Origin of the sequence: Streptomyces sp. 8L, from assembly GCF_020176795.1 — a bacterium.
Taxonomy (GTDB): domain Bacteria; phylum Actinomycetota; class Actinomycetes; order Streptomycetales; family Streptomycetaceae; genus Streptomyces.
Window position 1 is genome coordinate 1 of record NZ_JAIUKE010000329.1, and the last position, 14,718, is coordinate 14,718.

12 protein-coding genes and 2 pseudogenes are annotated in these 14,718 nt (G+C 72.9%); 4 read left to right on the forward strand and 10 right to left on the reverse strand.

Features of this window, described 5'->3' with window-relative positions:
- Positions 1-644: pseudogene (locus LCE31_RS24855) on the forward strand (hypothetical protein); the annotation flags it as partial.
- A gap of 61 nt (positions 645-705) precedes the next feature.
- On the opposite strand, the gene LCE31_RS24860 reads toward LCE31_RS24855, so the two are convergent.
- The 4 genes from LCE31_RS24860 to LCE31_RS24875 all read right to left on the reverse strand — a co-directional run bounded on the left by LCE31_RS24860 (position 706) and on the right by LCE31_RS24875 (position 5,683).
- Positions 706-1,683: a GNAT family N-acetyltransferase gene (locus LCE31_RS24860; RefSeq protein ID WP_225017804.1), complete on the reverse strand. Its 978-nt coding sequence runs from the start codon at positions 1,681-1,683 to the stop codon at positions 706-708.
- Positions 1,684-2,006: 323 nt separating this feature from the next.
- Positions 2,007-2,690, reverse strand: a complete 684-nt coding sequence (locus LCE31_RS24865) for an ABC transporter ATP-binding protein (protein WP_225017806.1) — start codon at positions 2,688-2,690, stop codon at positions 2,007-2,009.
- A gap of 56 nt (positions 2,691-2,746) precedes the next feature.
- Entirely contained in the window at positions 2,747-4,264 is a 1,518-nt protein-coding gene (locus tag LCE31_RS24870) for an ABC transporter permease (RefSeq protein WP_225017808.1), read from the reverse strand.
- A gap of 144 nt (positions 4,265-4,408) precedes the next feature.
- Positions 4,409-5,683: a L,D-transpeptidase gene (locus LCE31_RS24875; RefSeq protein WP_225017827.1), complete on the reverse strand. Its 1,275-nt coding sequence runs from the start codon at positions 5,681-5,683 to the stop codon at positions 4,409-4,411.
- 429 nt (positions 5,684-6,112) lie between these two features.
- On the opposite strand from LCE31_RS24875, the gene LCE31_RS24880 reads away from it, so the two are divergent.
- On the forward strand, positions 6,113-6,505 hold the full coding sequence (locus tag LCE31_RS24880) for a hypothetical protein (protein ID WP_225017810.1): 393 nt from the start codon (positions 6,113-6,115) through the stop codon (positions 6,503-6,505).
- A 99-nt stretch (positions 6,506-6,604) separates the two neighbouring features.
- Here the strand turns inward: LCE31_RS24880 and hutH are convergent, their stop codons facing one another.
- From hutH to LCE31_RS24900, 4 genes are all read right to left on the reverse strand, one after another.
- Entirely contained in the window at positions 6,605-8,158 is a 1,554-nt protein-coding gene (gene hutH / locus LCE31_RS24885) for a histidine ammonia-lyase (RefSeq protein ID WP_225017829.1), read from the reverse strand.
- A 200-nt stretch (positions 8,159-8,358) separates the two neighbouring features.
- A complete protein-coding gene (locus LCE31_RS24890; protein WP_225017813.1) occupies positions 8,359-9,552 on the reverse strand; it encodes a GGDEF domain-containing protein in 1,194 nt (397 codons plus the stop codon).
- A 104-nt stretch (positions 9,553-9,656) separates the two neighbouring features.
- Complete coding sequence (locus LCE31_RS24895; protein WP_225017815.1) at positions 9,657-10,529, reverse strand: enoyl-CoA hydratase/isomerase family protein; 873 nt, start codon at positions 10,527-10,529, stop codon at positions 9,657-9,659.
- Between the two features lie 138 nt (positions 10,530-10,667).
- The gene (locus LCE31_RS24900) at positions 10,668-11,276 is read right to left on the reverse strand and encodes an NAD(P)-dependent oxidoreductase (protein WP_225017817.1); all 609 of its coding nucleotides are present in this window, start codon (positions 11,274-11,276) and stop codon (positions 10,668-10,670) included.
- Between the two features lie 118 nt (positions 11,277-11,394).
- On the opposite strand from LCE31_RS24900, the gene LCE31_RS24905 reads away from it, so the two are divergent.
- Positions 11,395-11,691, forward strand: coding sequence for a winged helix-turn-helix transcriptional regulator (locus LCE31_RS24905; RefSeq protein ID WP_225017819.1), 297 nt, complete (start codon positions 11,395-11,397; stop codon positions 11,689-11,691).
- A gap of 135 nt (positions 11,692-11,826) precedes the next feature.
- Here the strand turns inward: LCE31_RS24905 and LCE31_RS24910 are convergent, their stop codons facing one another.
- Entirely contained in the window at positions 11,827-12,462 is a 636-nt protein-coding gene (locus LCE31_RS24910; RefSeq protein ID WP_225017822.1) for a DUF1345 domain-containing protein, read from the reverse strand.
- A gap of 211 nt (positions 12,463-12,673) precedes the next feature.
- Here LCE31_RS24910 and LCE31_RS24915 point away from each other — a divergent pair, with 211 nt between their 5' ends.
- Complete coding sequence (locus LCE31_RS24915) at positions 12,674-12,895, forward strand: hypothetical protein (protein WP_225017824.1); 222 nt, start codon at positions 12,674-12,676, stop codon at positions 12,893-12,895.
- Positions 12,896-13,055: 160 nt separating this feature from the next.
- Here the strand turns inward: LCE31_RS24915 and LCE31_RS24920 are convergent.
- Positions 13,056-14,150, reverse strand: a pseudogene (locus LCE31_RS24920) (adenylate/guanylate cyclase domain-containing protein); the annotation flags it as partial.
- Positions 14,151-14,718 lie beyond the last annotated feature (568 nt).

A 14,718-nucleotide genomic window follows, 5' to 3' on the forward strand; every position in this document is an offset into this window, starting at 1 on the left:
GGGGGCCGCACGGCACGGGCGGCGCGGCGCGGGCCGGGGCACCGGAGGCGGGCGGGGCACGGGCCACCGCGCTGGCGGCGGCCAGGAAGGCGCGCCCCGAGGACCCGACGCCGTATGTGGTGGAGCTCGCGGGCGCGGTGGCGGACGGGCTCTCGCACGCGGAGGCGAGCGGCGTGTTCAAGGAGGCCGTCACGCGGGCGCCGTACCTGTACGCGGCGCACGAGGCGGCGCTGCGGTACTGGCTGCCGAAGGGCGAGGGCTCGGCTCCGCTGGCCGAGGAGTTCGCGGTGGACGCGGCGTCGGGCGCCCCGCTGGGCACGTTGATGTCGGCGTTCCCGCTGATCGCGTGGTTCGAGGAGCACCTGGAGAGCACGCGTGACCCGGAGGAGTACCGCACGGCGGAGCTGACCGGGCGGATCGACCGGGCCCTGATGGACGCGGCGGCGGCCCCGGGCGACCATCCGCGCCTGCCGGAACTGCGCCATCTGCTGGCGTACTTCCTCTACAAGCAGGACAGGTACGACGCGGCCCTCGAGCAGTTCCGCCAGGTCGACGGGTATGTGAACGCGCTGCCGTGGCGTTACTACACGCGGGAGGGCCTCTACATGCGGGCCAGGGACACGACGGTCCGGCACGCGTCCTGAAAGGACGGGCGGAGAGCCGGGGGCCGCAGGACGGTGGCGGGAGACGGGCCCGGTGGCCCCGTCAGAGCTTCATCTCGAACAGCCCGGCCGGGCGCTCGCGGCGGTAGCCGAGCGATTCGTTGACCGCGAGCATCGCGCCGTTCTCGTCGGCGACGGACGTGGCTATCTCCCGTACCCCCGGGTGCTCGTCGCGCAGCACGTCCAGCAGGTGCCGTTTGACCGCGCGTCCGACGCCCCGGCCCCGGTGGGCCGGGAGGACCGAGGTGTCGCCCTGGGCCGCGCGGGTGTCGTCGCGCGTGTGCAGGACGGCCTCCGTGCAGGCGACGACGGCGTCGGCCGTGTCCAGCGCCGCGACCGTCACCAGGACCCCGCCCCGGTCCTCCACGAGCCGCGCCGCCGACCGTACGCTCCGGGCGTCCCAGCGGACCGGACGCGCCGCGAGATCGCCGCTCGGCGCGTCCACCAGCGCGTTGTGCACCTCGGCGAGGCTGTCGGCCAGCGCGTCCGGCGCGACGCCCGACCAGTGGGCGAACCGCAGTCCCTCCGGCAGCGACAGCGGGGACGTGTCCTGCAACGCGTGCTCGACGCGTTGCACGTACCGGGTCAGCGGCAGCATCTTCACGAACCCCAGGCTGTCCACGAACGCCTCCCCCGCGCCGCCGAGTTCGAGCCGCGTGGAGACCGACGTACGTCCTTCGGCGAGGAGCTGTTCCCGGATCGCCCCCCACAGCCGCGCGCCCACCCCGCCGCGTCTGACGCCCGGGTCCACCACGAGCTTGTGGAGATACGCCGTGTGCAGGTTGGGCGGCTCCGTCCACAGGAGGAGGGACGCCACTCCCTCGTACGAGCCGTCCTCGGCCACCGCCGCGAGGTGCACCTCGCGGCCGTTCCACGGCGGCACGCGCAGTCTGCCCGCCGTTTCGGAGCGGCTGGGCTCCGCGACGGCGGCCGGGAGGTCACGGACGTGCGCGGCGCTGACCACCGCGTGCCAAGCGTCGATCTCGGCGTCCGAGGGCGGATTTCCCAGTCTGATCAGCATGTGGAGAACCTACGCGTGCGAGGGTGGCGACGCTCCTTGCTCACGGAGACGTCCGGGCGACGACGCGGGCCCGGCGGGCCTCGACGAAGACGGATGGCGGATGGCGGATGACAGATGACGGATGACGGATGACGGTGAGTTACGGCGGGCGGACGGCGGCACGGGCAGACCGAGGGAGGGACGGCGGAGCGGGCGGACGACGGGCCGGGCGGCGCTGGTGGGGCAGTGCCGCTCGGACCACAGGTCGTACTGTTCCGGTCAGGCGGTACGCGAACGGGCTGACCGGCCGTGCTGGTCACGCTGTGCTGATCACGCTGTGCTGGTCAGGCGGCCGCGTTCGCGGTGACCGTGACCCGTCCCTTGCGGATCGTGGCCAGCGTCGGGGCGCGGCGCGCGATGGTGCTGTCGTGAGTGACCATGATGAAGGTCAGGCCGTGCTCTTTCCAGAGTCCCTCCAAGAGTTCCATGATCTCGTCGCGCATCGACTCGTCGAGGTTTCCCGTCGGTTCGTCGGCCAGGAGCACCTTCGGCCGCTTGACGAGCGCACGCGCGATGGCGACACGCTGCTGCTGGCCGCCGGAGAGCTCGCCAGGAACGTGCCCTAGACGCTCCCCCAGCCCCACCGACCCCAGTGCCTCCGCCGCACGCTCGCGCCGCGCCGCCGCCTTGACCCCGAGGGGGACGAGGGCGGTCTCCACGTTCTCCTGGGCGGTGAGGGTGGGTATGAGGTTGAAGCTCTGGAAGACGAAGCCGATCTGCTCGGCTCTGACCTTGGTGAGCCGCGCCTCGGAGAGCGCGCCGAGGTCGGTGACGTCGAGTTCGACCGTGCCCTCGGTGGGACGGTCGAGGCCGCCGAGCATTTGCAGGAGGGTCGACTTGCCGCCACCGGTCGGACCCTGGATGACGAGCCGGCCGCCGTCGGGGATCGTCAGGTCGACCCCGGCGAGCGCCTGGACGTTCTTCTTGCCGCGCTGGTAGCGCTTGGTGACTCCGGTGAGCTGGTACATGGTTCGACTCCTGCTGCGAGAGGGGAAGTTCGGGGCGGGCGGGCCGTGAGGCAGCGCTACTCGATGCGGCGCAGCGCGTCCGCCGGGCGCAGGCGGGACGCGCGCCAGCCGCCGAAGCCGCCCGCGATCAGGCCGCCCGCGACGGCGAGCGCCACCGCGACCGCGATCACGCTGAGCGAGACGGGCGCGGTGAGCGACACCTGGACGGCCTTGGCTGCCGTCTGGCGCGCCGCGCCCCCGAAGCCACCGCCGCCGAAGCCACCGCCACCGCCGGGTCCGCCGCAGCCTCCCCCGAAGCCACCGCCACCACCGGCCCTGCCGCCGCCGGCGCCCGCGAGCTGCGCGGTGAGGGTCGGGCTGATCGCGGAGACCACGTAGGCGCCGATCAGCCCGAGCGCGATGCCGAGCACGCCGCCCATCAGGCCGTTGACCAGCGCCTCGCCCATGACCTGCCGGGTGACCCTGCCGCTCTTCCAGCCGAGCGCCTTGAGCGTGCCGAACTCCCGTACGCGACGGCTGACGGCCGACGAGGTGAGCAGGCCCGCCACCAGGAAGGCGGCGACGAGCACGGCGATCGACAGCCACCTGCCGACGTCGGACGCGAGGCCCGACGCGGTGGACAGCGAGCCGGAGACGCTGGAGGCGAGGTCGGCGGAGGTGGTGACGGTCGTGCCGGACACGTTCTTCTGCACCGCCGCCTTCACGGCGTCGATCTGCTTCGAGTCCGTCGCCTTCACGTAGACGGTGGTGACCTTCGCCTTCTGGCCGGCGAGGGACTGGGCCTTCGCCAGCGGTATGTAGACGTTCGCCGCTGAGTCGCCGCTGTCGGCGGTGGCGATGCCGATGACCGTGAACTTCGTGCCGTGGATGGTGAGGGTCTTGCCCACGTCGAGGCTCTTCTGCTTGGCGTACGCGCTGTCCACGAGCGCCACGTCCGCGTTGGCCTCGGACGTCTTGAACGTCCGGCCCTTGGTGAGCTTCGAGCTGGTCAGCGGGCCGAGGGTGGAGTTGGCGACGTCCGTGCCGAAGACGGTGTACGAGTCGACGCTGAACGAGGCTCCGCCGCCCTGCACCTGGCCGCCCGAGGTGCCGCCGCCGGGCGCGCCGCCACGGCCGCCGCCCTGGCCGCCGCTCTGGCCCGGCTTGAACTCACCGCGCTTGAACTGGCCGTTGACCTTCAGCACGTTGAGGCTCAGGCCGCCGACGGCGGAGGCGACGCCGTGCTGCCGCCCGACCGTGGTGACGGTCGAGTCCGGGAGGGTCTGGAAGCCCTGGACCATCACGCGGTCGGTGCTCTGGGAGCTCTTGTCGTCGTTGTTCTGTCCCTTGAAGTCGAAGCGGGGACGACCGGAGTCGCCACTGCCGCCGCTGGAGGTCGTGGCCGCCTTGGTGACGGTCATGTCGGTGCCGAGACCGTAGAGGGACTGGAGGACCTTGTCCTGGGCCTTGTTCATGCCCGCGGTGACCGAGCTGACGACGATCACCAGCGCGATGCCGAGTGCGAGTCCTGAGGCGATGACGAGGGCCGCTTTTCTGCGGCGCCGCAATTCGCGCCGGAGGTAGGTGACGAACATGGCGTGAAATTACGGGCGTGTGGTGACAGGCGGTTGAGGCTGGCATGAGAGCGCCATGAGAAGCCGCGGACACGGCACGGCGGCCGCACCCCGGGAGAGGGGTACGGCCGCCGTGCCGCGTCACGTGGACCGCTGGGCCGCGGGTCAGACCGCGGAGCCCGCCTGCCAGTCGGACCAGCTCAGGTTCCAGCCGTTGAGGCCGTTGTCGGGCTGCACCGTCTTGTCGTGGGAGTTCTTGACGACGACCACGTCACCGAGGAGCGAGTGGTCGAAGAACCAGTGCGCGGGGGTGTTCGGGTCGCCCGCGCCCTTCACGTCCTGGAGGCCGACGCAGCCGTGGCTCGTGTTGGAGCTGCCGAACACCGAGGGCGCGCCCCAGTAGTTGCCGTGCACGAAGGTCCCCGAGCTGGTCAGGCGCATCGCGTCGGGCACGTCCTTGATGTCGTACTCGCCCTTGCCGTCGGAGTCCGTGAAGCCGACCGTCGCACCGTTCATGCGGGTCTTCTTGTACTTCTCGGAGATCACCATCTGGCCGTTGTACGTGGTGTGCTCCGGCGAGCCCGCGGAGATCGGGATGGTCCGCACCGTCCTGCCGTCCTGCTGGACCACCATGGTGTGGGTCTTCGCGTCCACCGTGCTGACCTGGTTGCGGCCGACGGTGAAGGACACGGTCTTCTGCTGGACGCCGTAGGTCCCCTTGGCGCCCTGCACACCGTCCAGGTTCAGCTTGAGGGTGACCTTGCTGCCGGCCTTCCAGTAGTCCTGCGGACGGAAGTCCAGGCGCTTGGAGTTGAACCAGTGGCCCACCACCTGCTGGCCGCTCGTCGAGGAGACCTGGATGTGCGACTGGACGGCCTTCTCGTCCGTGATCGACTTGTCGAAGTTGATCGACACCGGCATGCCGACGCCGACCGTGGAGCCGTCCTCGGGCGTGAAGTTCCCGATGAAGCTGTGGGCGGGCGAGACGGTGGTGAACGTCGAGTTCTCGTCCGCGGCGCGGCCCTTGCCGTCCTTGGCGCTCGCGGCGATCTTGTACGTGGTGGAGCGGTCCAGCTGCTCCTTGGGGCTCCAGCTCTTGCCGTCGGCGGCGACCGCGCCCTCGACCGGGGTGCCGTCCGCCTTCGTGAGGCTCACGTGCGTGAGGGTGCCGTCGGTGACGCTGACCTTCGCCGCGTTGTTGATGCTCGCGTTGTCGGCGCCGTTGCCCGGCGTGATGGCTATCTTCGCGTCGGACGTGTCCTGGGCCGCGGCCTTGTCGACGGCGTCCGACTGCGCGGACTGCTTCGGTGAGGACGCCGCGTCCCCGCCCCCGCCGTGGCCGCCGTCGCATGCCGAGAGCACCAGGACGCCGCCCAGTACCGCGGACGCGGCGGCAATGGTGCTGCGCCGCTTCCTTACCGTCATCACACGCTTCTCCATCATCGCCGGTTGACTGCCGATAACCACTGAGAACAGCCCTGGTGTGCCTTCGGTTCCACATCGCCCGGCGATGTGTCCGAGGCCACCGCGGTATGTCGCGGGCCGTCCTTTCGGGCACCCGGCCGCCGGTCGGGGCGCCGGTCGCGGCCCCGACGGTAACCGGGGCCCGCCGCCCCGCCGCCGGCCGTGCAGGACCGGCGTTCGCGGGGGCCGGGTCTTCCAGGGTGACACGCTCGCGGGGCGGCTCGTGACGTCTCGTCCCGTTCAGGACCTCTTCAGGACCTCCGTCCCGGACCCGGGCCCCACACCCGCTGTCGCCGCGCCCGCACGGAGCGTAGGGGGAGGCGGGGGCGACTTTCCCCACCGGCCCGCTTTCAATAACATCGGCGCACCCCGCCAATTCGGCCTCGTCACAAGGGGATCGATCTGATGTCCGTCGTATTCGGCTCCGCCGCCTTCCGTCCACTCGTGACCGCGGGTGCCGCAGGTGTCATGCTCTGCGGTCTCTCCTTCATCCCGTCGGCGCACGCCTCGGCGCACCACGGTGAGACACCGCACAGAAGCGGGCAGGCGACGGTGGCGGCGGCCGCGGCGGGCAGGGACGGCGCCGCGAGTACGGACGGTGCCGCGGGTACGGACGGTGCCGCGGACCAGGACGGGGACTCCTTCCAGGGGCAGAGCGCGCGGGCGTCGCGCCAGCTCGCGCTGGGCGCCTCGCGGGCGAGCGACGCGACGCCCTACCTGGTGGGCGGCGCGGGTGTGCTGTGTGTCGGCGCCGCGTTCGTCACCCGGGCGATGCGCCGCGGGGACGGCGCGGCCTGACGGCTGGGAGGGGGCCGGCCCCGCGCGACACCGGGCCCCGCGCGGCCCGCTCCCCCTCCCCCGCCAAGCTCCGGCAAACGCCGTTGCGCCGGGTTCCGGTTACGCCAGGGGGCCGGTGACCGGCTCCACGGCGCTCACCAGCGCCCCGGTGCGTACGAACGCGTCGGCGGCGGCCAGGTCGGGCGCCAGGTACCGGTCGGGGCCCGCGCCCGCCACCCCGGCGGCGCGCAGCGCGTCGATCACGGCGTGCGTCGCGGGCGCCGCGCTGAGGCCCGTGGCGGGTCCTGTGCGCAGCTCGATCGCACGCGTCGCCGCGTACAGCTCGACGGCGACGATGCGGGTCAGGTTGTCCACCGCGGTACGCAGTTTGCGCGCGGCGGACCAGCCCATGGAGACGTGGTCCTCCTGCATCGCGGACGACGGGATCGAGTCCACCGACGCCGGGTTCGCGAGCCTCTTCATCTCGCTGACCAGGGCGGCCTGCGTGTACTGCGCGATCATCAGCCCCGAGTCCACACCGGGGTCGTCGGCGAGGAAGGCGGGCAGGCCGTGCGAACGGTTCTTGTCGAGCAGCCGGTCGGTGCGGCGCTCGGCGATGGAGCCGAGGTCGGCGGCGGCGATGGCGAGGAAGTCGAGGACGTAGGCGACGGGCGCGCCGTGGAAGTTGCCGTTCGACTCGACCCGTCCGTCGGGCAGGACGACGGGGTTGTCGACCGCGGAGGCGAGTTCGCGCTCCGCGACGGTGGCGGCGTACGCGAGTGTGTCCCGTCCGGCGCCCGCGACCTGCGGGGCGCAGCGCACCGAGTAGGCGTCCTGGACGCGCGGCGCCTCGTCCTCCTGGAAGTGGCCGGTGAGCTCGGAACCGGCGAGGACACGCAGCATGTTGGCGGCGCTGGCGCCCTGGCCCGGGTGCGGCCGGATGGCGTGCAGTTCGGGCGCGAGTACGCCCTGCGAGCCGAGCAGCGCCTCCAGGGTGAGCGCGGCGGTGATGTCCGCGGACGTGTAGAGGCGTGCGAGGTCCGCGAGCGCGAGGACGAGCATGCCGAGCATGCCGTCGGTGCCGTTGAGGAGCGCGAGGCCCTCCTTCTCGCGCAGTTCGACCGGGGTGATGCCGTGCGCGGCGAGCAGCTCGCCCGCGGGACGCACCGCCCCGTCGGGCCCCTCGGCCTCGCCCTCGCCCATGAGGGTCAGCGCGCAGTGCGAGAGCGGGGCGAGGTCGCCGGAGCAGCCGAGGGAGCCGTACTCGTGGACGACGGGCGTGATGCCCGCGTTCAGCACGTCGGCCATCGTCCGCGCCACCTCGGGCCGTACGCCGGTGTGGCCGGAGGCGAGGGTCTTCAGGCGCAGGAACATCAGGGCGCGTACGACCTCGCGCTCGACCCGGGGACCCATGCCCGCGGCGTGGCTGCGCACGATGTTGCGCTGGAGCCGGCCCCTGAGGTCCTGGCCGATGTGGCGGGTGGCGAGCGCCCCGAACCCGGTCGAAACCCCGTACACGGGCTCGGGTTTGGCGGCCAGGGCGTCCACGACGGCCCGGGCGGCGGCGAGGGCGTCGAGCGCGCCGGTGCCGAGTTCCACGCGCGCGCCACGGCGGGCGACGGCGACGACGTCCTGCGCGGTGACCCCGGAGGTTCCCACCACGACGGTATGCATATCCATATTCAGCAGCGTACGGATTGAATCGGAAAGTGTCACCGGGCGGGGGTCCCGAGCCTGTCGCGGAGCCGGTACCCGGCCGGGCGTCGGCTCAGGACACGGCCCCGCCCTCGCTCAAGACACGGTCCCCGCTCCGGTCACGGCCCACGCCCCGGTCGCCGCGCCGGTCACGGCCCACGCCCCGATCCCCAGGCGGGTCACGGCTGCTCCCTCTCCCGGGCGTCTCCCGGCTCCGGTTCCGGCAGGGGCGGCCGGGTGTCGCGGAAGTGCCGCCGCGCGCCCTCCTCGGACGCCGGCGCGTCGGGCGCCGCGTCGGCCAGCCGGATCGTCACACCGTCCCGCCCCGCGACCACGGGCACGGCCGACCGCTCGGCCTTCGCCCGGTACTGCGCGGCGTCCGCGAGCCGGAACAGCCGGCGCGCCGAGCGCACCTGCCCGATCGGGTCCGCCGTGGACGCGATCCCGCAGGCCACACCCTCCCCCAGGTCGAGCGACGCGGCCCGCAGGCACAACTCGTCCGCCACCACGATGACCTCGTCAGCGCCCGGCCCGACCGTCAGCAGGCAGAACTCGTCCCCGCCGAGGCGCGCCGCGAGCGCGCCGGGCAGCTTCGCGCCGCAGACGGACAGCACCGTGCCGAAGCGTTCGAGCAGGCGGTCGCCCACCGCGTGGCCGTGGGTGTCGTTGACCGCCTTCAGCCCGTTCAGGTCGCACACGACGAGGCTGACCACGCAGCCCTCGGCCCGGTGCCTGGTGATCGCCTCGTCCAGCCGGGCGTCGACGGCCCGCCGGTTGGCGAGCCCGGTCAGCGGGTCCGTGAAGGCGAGCCGCCTGACCTCTTCGAGGCGCTCCGTCTGGGCGATGCCCGCCGCCACGACGGACGCGATGACCGTGGCGAAGTCCGCGTCGTCCGAGCCGTAGAGCGGGGCGCCCACCGGCCGCGCCACGTACAGCTCGCCCCAGGCCCGGCCGTGCAGGATGATCGGCGCGACCACGCAGCAGCCGCGCCCGCGCCGCCGGAGCGCGGCGACGCGCTGGTGGCAGTAGCCGGGGTCGCCCTCGGCGGGGCCCGCGGCGGTCTCGACCCAGGCGTTCGGGCCACCGCCGCCCGCCCACTTCTCGTGCAGGAACTCCGCGATCTCCGGGAACTGATGCACCGGGTACGCCTCGTCCTCGGGGAACTCCTCCTCGCCGGGCACCCGCTCCCCCGCGTTCACGAGGACCCGGAGCCTGCCGAGGTCGCGCTCCCAGACCGACAGGGCGGCGAAGCTGCCGCCGAGTGCGTCCCGGGCACCCTGCGCGGCGGCCCGCCAGGACTGGTCGGGCGAGTGCGCCGCCGCCATGCCCTGCGCGAGCGCCACCATGGCGCGCATTCGCACATCTACTCCCATAACCCCACCTTAGGGTGATTCGAGAGGTTTCGATCACTCGGAGCGATAGGCGACTACGCTCCGTTCGCGCCTGCGGGTTCCTGTACGCCCCCCCGTACGCGAGGTCACTCCCCCGGCCAGCGGGGCGCGCGCTTCTCGTTGAACGCGGCGACGCCCTCCGCGCGGTCGGCGGAGAAGGCGACGGACCGCCACGCGCCGTCCTCGACGTCCAGCCCTGTCCGCAGGTCGAGCCCGTGGCCGAGGCGCAGGGCGCGCTTCGCCGCCCGCAGCCCGACCGGGGAGTTCGCCGCGATGCGCGCGGCCAGTGCGAGCGCCTCGTCCCGGTCGCCGCCCTCCGCCGCCAGGACGTCGACCAGCCCCAGCTCGCGGGCCTCCGGCGCCTCGACCCTGCGGGCCGTGAACACCAGCTCGGCGGCGCGGGCCGCGCCCACGCGGCGCGGCAGGAGCTGCGTACCGCCGCCACCGGGGATCACCCCGACGGACACCTCGGGCAGGCCGACCACGGCCGTCGGGTCCGCGACGATCAGGTCGCAGGACAGCGCCAGTTCGAAGCCGCCGCCCAGCGCGAACCCGTGCACGGCGGCGACGGCCGGCACCGACAGCTCCAGCACCCCGGTGTACGCGGCACGGGCCACGGGCCGCTGCCGCATCAGGTCGGCGTCGCTGAAACCGTTCCGCTCCTTCAGGTCGGCGCCGACGCAGAAGGCGCGCGGGTGGCTGGACGTCACCACCACGACCCGGACGGAACCGTCCGCGGCCAGCGCCTCGCAGGCCGCGGCGAGGGAACGCGCCATGTCCGTGGAGACCGCGTTCATGGCCTTCGGCCGGTCGAGCACCAGCTCGGCGACGTGCCCGCCGCCACCGTGCCGCCGTACGGCCACGAAGGACCCGTAGCGCCTCCCCTCCGCGTCCGGCGCCGCCGGGGCCTCCTCCGTCCGGCCCTCCGGCCGCTCCGCCCGTGCCCTGTCCTCGCCCATGTGCCCTCCCTGATCGGTCCGATCGACGGCGTGGCCCCGCGTGCCTCGGCGCGCCCGGGCCGGTGTCGATGTTAACGACGGTTCACCGCCGTGTCCGGTGCGGTGTCCGGGGTTCCGACGGGGCGACCGGGCCGGTGGTCAGTTGCTGATCGCCGGGGCTTGGCGCAGGTGGGTCCTGTCGGTCACCTGGCCGAGCAGGAAGGCGGCCATATCGGCGCGGCTGATGGAGAGGCCCACCACTCCCTGGCCGTAGTGTCCGGCCTTGATGTCTCCGGTGGCCGGCCTGTCATTGAGTTTGGCCACGCGGACCAGCGTCCAGTCCAGGTCGCTGGCGCGCACCGCCTCCGCCGCCGAGCGCACCTCGGCCCAGGCCCGGGGCGCGGCGGTCCTGACCAGCCGGACGAGGGCCTGGAACTTGAGGTCCAGCCGGTCGGCCGGGTCCGGAACACTGCACGTGGACACGACGACCAAGCGTCGGACGCCTGCGGTACCCATGGCGGCGATGATCCTGCGGGTCGCGGCGCTCTCGGAGCCGACACCCTCGACAACGGCGTCGGCGGCGCGGACCGCTTCGAGGATCGCCTCGTCGTCGTCGAGCTGCCCGGCGACGACGGAGAGGTTCGCGTGCGCGAGGGGGAGTTTGTCCGGCGTGCGGGCGTAGGCCGTGACCGTGTGCCCCGCGTCAAGGGCCTGCCTGACCAGTAACCGCCCCATCCGGCCGGTCGCGCCGAAGATCGTGATCCTCATGGTGACTGCACCTTCCCGATGGATAACCACTAAACATTCTTTAGTGGTCAAGATAGCACGGTGACCTAGAGTGGACGGCACCATGAATCAGGCGGAGGACCCCCAGACAGCGCGATGCATGCAGATCCTGTCGGTCATCGGGGACCTGTGGACGCTCGCGACCGTGATGACGCTGCAGGCGTCGGGGATGCGCTTCAACGAACTTCAGCGGGCCATTCCGAAAGTCAACGCGGTCACCCTGACCAACCGCCTGCGCAAGCTGGAGGACGCCGGCATCGTCAGCCGGGTCATGGAGTCCAGGGGCAGGCAGTCGACGGTGTACGACCTCACTCCGTTCGGTCGCAGACTTCTGCCGATCGTCGACGCGGTGCGCGCGGTCGCGCTCGATCTCGAACGTTCAGGGGAAGCCCCCTGAACGGGCCGCCTGAAGGGGCTGTCTGAACGGACTGCCTGAAGGGGCGGGGCTCAACGGGCCGGGCTGAAGAGACAGCTGCCCCGGTGAGCCCCAGGCGGCTCGGCCCGGTGTCCGGCCCCGCGGACCATGAGCGGTTCAGCCCGTGACGATCCCGGCGACGAGGTTGATGGTGGTGGCGAGGATGCTGGCGCCGAACACGTACGAGAGGAGGCAGTGCCGCAGGACCACCGCGCGGATCGTGGTGCTGGAGACGCTGGTGTCGGAGACCTGGTAGGTCATGCCGAGGTTGTAGCTGAAGTAGAGGAAGTCGCTGTACGCGGGCCGCTCGTCGGAGTTGAAGTCGATTCCGCCCTCGGACCCCTGGTAGTAGACGTAGGCGTAGCGGGTGGCGTACATCAGATGCAGCGCGCCCCATGCCATGAAGACGCCTTCGAGCGCGGCGGCGGCCCCGACGTGGCCGGTGTCCTGGTTGCCGAGGACGAGCAGCATCACGATGCCCACCAGGGCGCACACGGCGGCGGCCACGACGACGAGTTCCTCGGCGACGGGGCGGAAGTCCTCGCGCCGGACGTTGCGGTGGGTGGTGGGCGCGTCCATCGGCCACAGGACGGCCCAGCCGGCCGCGACGAAGGCCGTCTCCGCCGCCGCGATGCCGGAGATGATGCCCAGCGGCACCTCCGACAGGAACCCGGCGGCGACGCCGACGACCGCTCCGGCGACCGCGGCGCCGGCGAGTCGGTGAACCGCGGAATGCAGGAGCCAGTGACGCATGGGCCGAACAGTAACGCCCGGCCGGCGCGCTCCCGTTCGCGGGCGGGCGACCGGCGCGCCTCCACGGCCCCCGGCCCGCCTTGCGCGGCGGTGGGCGAGGCGTTTGAGTGGTGGTGCGTGTCATCGCGGCGAGCGCCGCGCCCGGCTCGGAACACGGCCCCGGGTACGGGGGGTGCCGCGCACGTCGCCACGCCGCGACAAGGAGGCAGTGATGGCCCACCACCACAAGTCCAACAAGGCCGTTGAAGGCAACCCGGACACCGAGCACGGGCGCGGTATGCCGCGGCGCCCGGACGCGGCGGAGATGGAGGAGCGCGTCGTGGAGGACCGGCAGGAGGCCGGGCTCCCCGGGGACCCCCGCTCCCCCGCGAGCGGCAGGAAGGGCAGGAAGGGCAGGACCAGCGGAACGGGGGAGGACACCGGCCGGCCGTAGTCACGGCGGTCGGAGGCGAGGACGTGAGCGGTAGGGCAGCCGGTACGCGGGGGCGGTACGACAGGGCTGTCCGACGGGGCTGTACGGCAGCCGGTACACGGGAACGGTACGACGGGGCTGTACGGCAGCTCGTACGCGGAACGGTACGACGCGGTCGGTCCTACCCGGTCGGGCGGCGGGCGAGCAGCCAGGGCTCGACGACGCCGAGCCCGCGGACCGGCCGCTGCCACATCGGCTGGAGCCCGAAGCGGTACGCCGGGGGCTCCGCGCCCTCCTTCTCCGCCTTCGCGGCCTCCTCGGCGGCCAGCGCCTCCGACTGGGGGGCCTCGCCGGTGCGGACGAGTTCCTCGGCGAGTTCCCCGTCCACGAGGACGGTGTCCCTGGGCGCTATCGACGTGAGCCGGCTGGCCAGGTTGACCGTCGTACCGAACACGTCGCCCATGCGCGTGGTGACCGTGCCGAACGCGATGCCCACCCGCAGCGCCGGCATCGACTCGTCGTGGGTCATGGTCTCGATGAGCCGGAGCGCGATCTCCGCGGCGATGCCCGCGTCGTCCGCCGCGAACAGCACCTCGTCGCCGAGGGTCTTGATCAGGCGTCCGCCGTGCGCGGCCACCAGGTCGGCGGAGGTCGTCTCGAACGCCTCGACCAGCTCGCCCAGCTCCTCCTCCTCCAGCCGTCTCGTCAGCCGGGTGAAGCCGACGAGGTCCGCGAAGCCGACACACAGCCGCCGGTCGACCATCTCCTCGTCGTCGGCCGCCTGGACGACGCGCCCGGTCGCGGCGGCGAGCTGGCGCCGCCACACGTACACCAGGAACTCCTCAAGTTCCGGCAGCAACAGCTCCACCAGCGGGTACGTGACTTCGGTGCGGGTCATGCCGGGCTCGGGCGGCTCGGTGAGCCCTTCGAGGAACGAGTCGATCTGCCACTCCGCGAGGCGCGCGGTGGTCTGGCCCGTGGACCGGGCGACCTGCACCGCCATCGGCTCGCTCAGCAGGCCCGCCTCGACGAGGCCCGCGAGACGCCGCAGCGCCAGCACGTCCGCCTCGGTGAGCGCCTTGGCCTGGCCGATGTCCGCGAAGCCCATCGCGCGCCAGAAGCGGGAGGCGAGGTCCATGGAGACACCGGCGGTGCGCGCCGCCTGGAAGGGCGTGTACTGGCGCTCGGCGCCGAGGATGAGGTGTTCAAGACGGATGGCGAGGGGGTTGTCGGTCGGCTCGGCCGTGTGCTCCACGATGTGGTGCGTGGTGTGGTGGCCGGCGCCCCCCGAGGGGTCCTCCTCCGCAGGGTCCGCAGGGTCCGCGGGCTCCGCCGACCTCGCGGGCTCCCCCGGCCCCGTCGCCGATTCCGCGGGCCCCGTCGGCTCTGAAGACCCTGACGGCCCGGACGGCCCTGACGGCTCCGACGGCTCGTGGTGCTCCCCCGATGACCCGGACGACGACGACTCGGGCGGCTCGGGCGCATGCGGTGTGCCGGGGGCGTCCGATGCGCCCGGTGTGTGGGTACCGGCGGAGGACGGCGGTTCCTGCGGCCGGTCCTGAGCCCCGCCCCCCGGGGGGCGCGGGGGCGGGGGGGGGGGGGCGGGGGCGGCCGGGGGGGGGGGCGGGGGGGCCCCCCCCCCCCCCCGCGGCTCCCCGGGAGTCGGCTGGTCAGCGGCGGCGGCGTCCGGCGGGGGCTGCGGGTCGTCCGCGCCGGAATTCGTGTCGTCGACGGTCACCAGCCGCCTCCTGCCCGTTCCCTGCGCACTGTCCTGCCGATCCTGTGACCGATCTTCGTGAACTTCCTCAACGATACGGCAGGTGTGCCCTGGCTCACGTCCCGCC

Coding starts and splice junctions, on each gene's coding strand:
- LCE31_RS24860 (WP_225017804.1), bottom strand. CDS start 1,683: ATGCTGATCAGACTGGGAAATCCGCCCTCGGACGCCGAGATCGACGCT.
- LCE31_RS24865 (WP_225017806.1), bottom strand. CDS start 2,690: ATGTACCAGCTCACCGGAGTCACCAAGCGCTACCAGCGCGGCAAGAAG.
- LCE31_RS24870 (WP_225017808.1), bottom strand. CDS start 4,264: ATGTTCGTCACCTACCTCCGGCGCGAATTGCGGCGCCGCAGAAAAGCG.
- LCE31_RS24875 (WP_225017827.1), bottom strand. CDS start 5,683: ATGGAGAAGCGTGTGATGACGGTAAGGAAGCGGCGCAGCACCATTGCC.
- LCE31_RS24880 (WP_225017810.1), top strand. CDS start 6,113: ATGTCCGTCGTATTCGGCTCCGCCGCCTTCCGTCCACTCGTGACCGCG.
- hutH (WP_225017829.1), bottom strand. CDS start 8,158: ATGCATACCGTCGTGGTGGGAACCTCCGGGGTCACCGCGCAGGACGTC.
- LCE31_RS24890 (WP_225017813.1), bottom strand. CDS start 9,552: ATGGGAGTAGATGTGCGAATGCGCGCCATGGTGGCGCTCGCGCAGGGC.
- LCE31_RS24895 (WP_225017815.1), bottom strand. CDS start 10,529: ATGGGCGAGGACAGGGCACGGGCGGAGCGGCCGGAGGGCCGGACGGAG.
- LCE31_RS24900 (WP_225017817.1), bottom strand. CDS start 11,276: ATGAGGATCACGATCTTCGGCGCGACCGGCCGGATGGGGCGGTTACTG.
- LCE31_RS24905 (WP_225017819.1), top strand. CDS start 11,395: ATGCAGATCCTGTCGGTCATCGGGGACCTGTGGACGCTCGCGACCGTG.
- LCE31_RS24910 (WP_225017822.1), bottom strand. CDS start 12,462: ATGCGTCACTGGCTCCTGCATTCCGCGGTTCACCGACTCGCCGGCGCC.
- LCE31_RS24915 (WP_225017824.1), top strand. CDS start 12,674: ATGGCCCACCACCACAAGTCCAACAAGGCCGTTGAAGGCAACCCGGAC.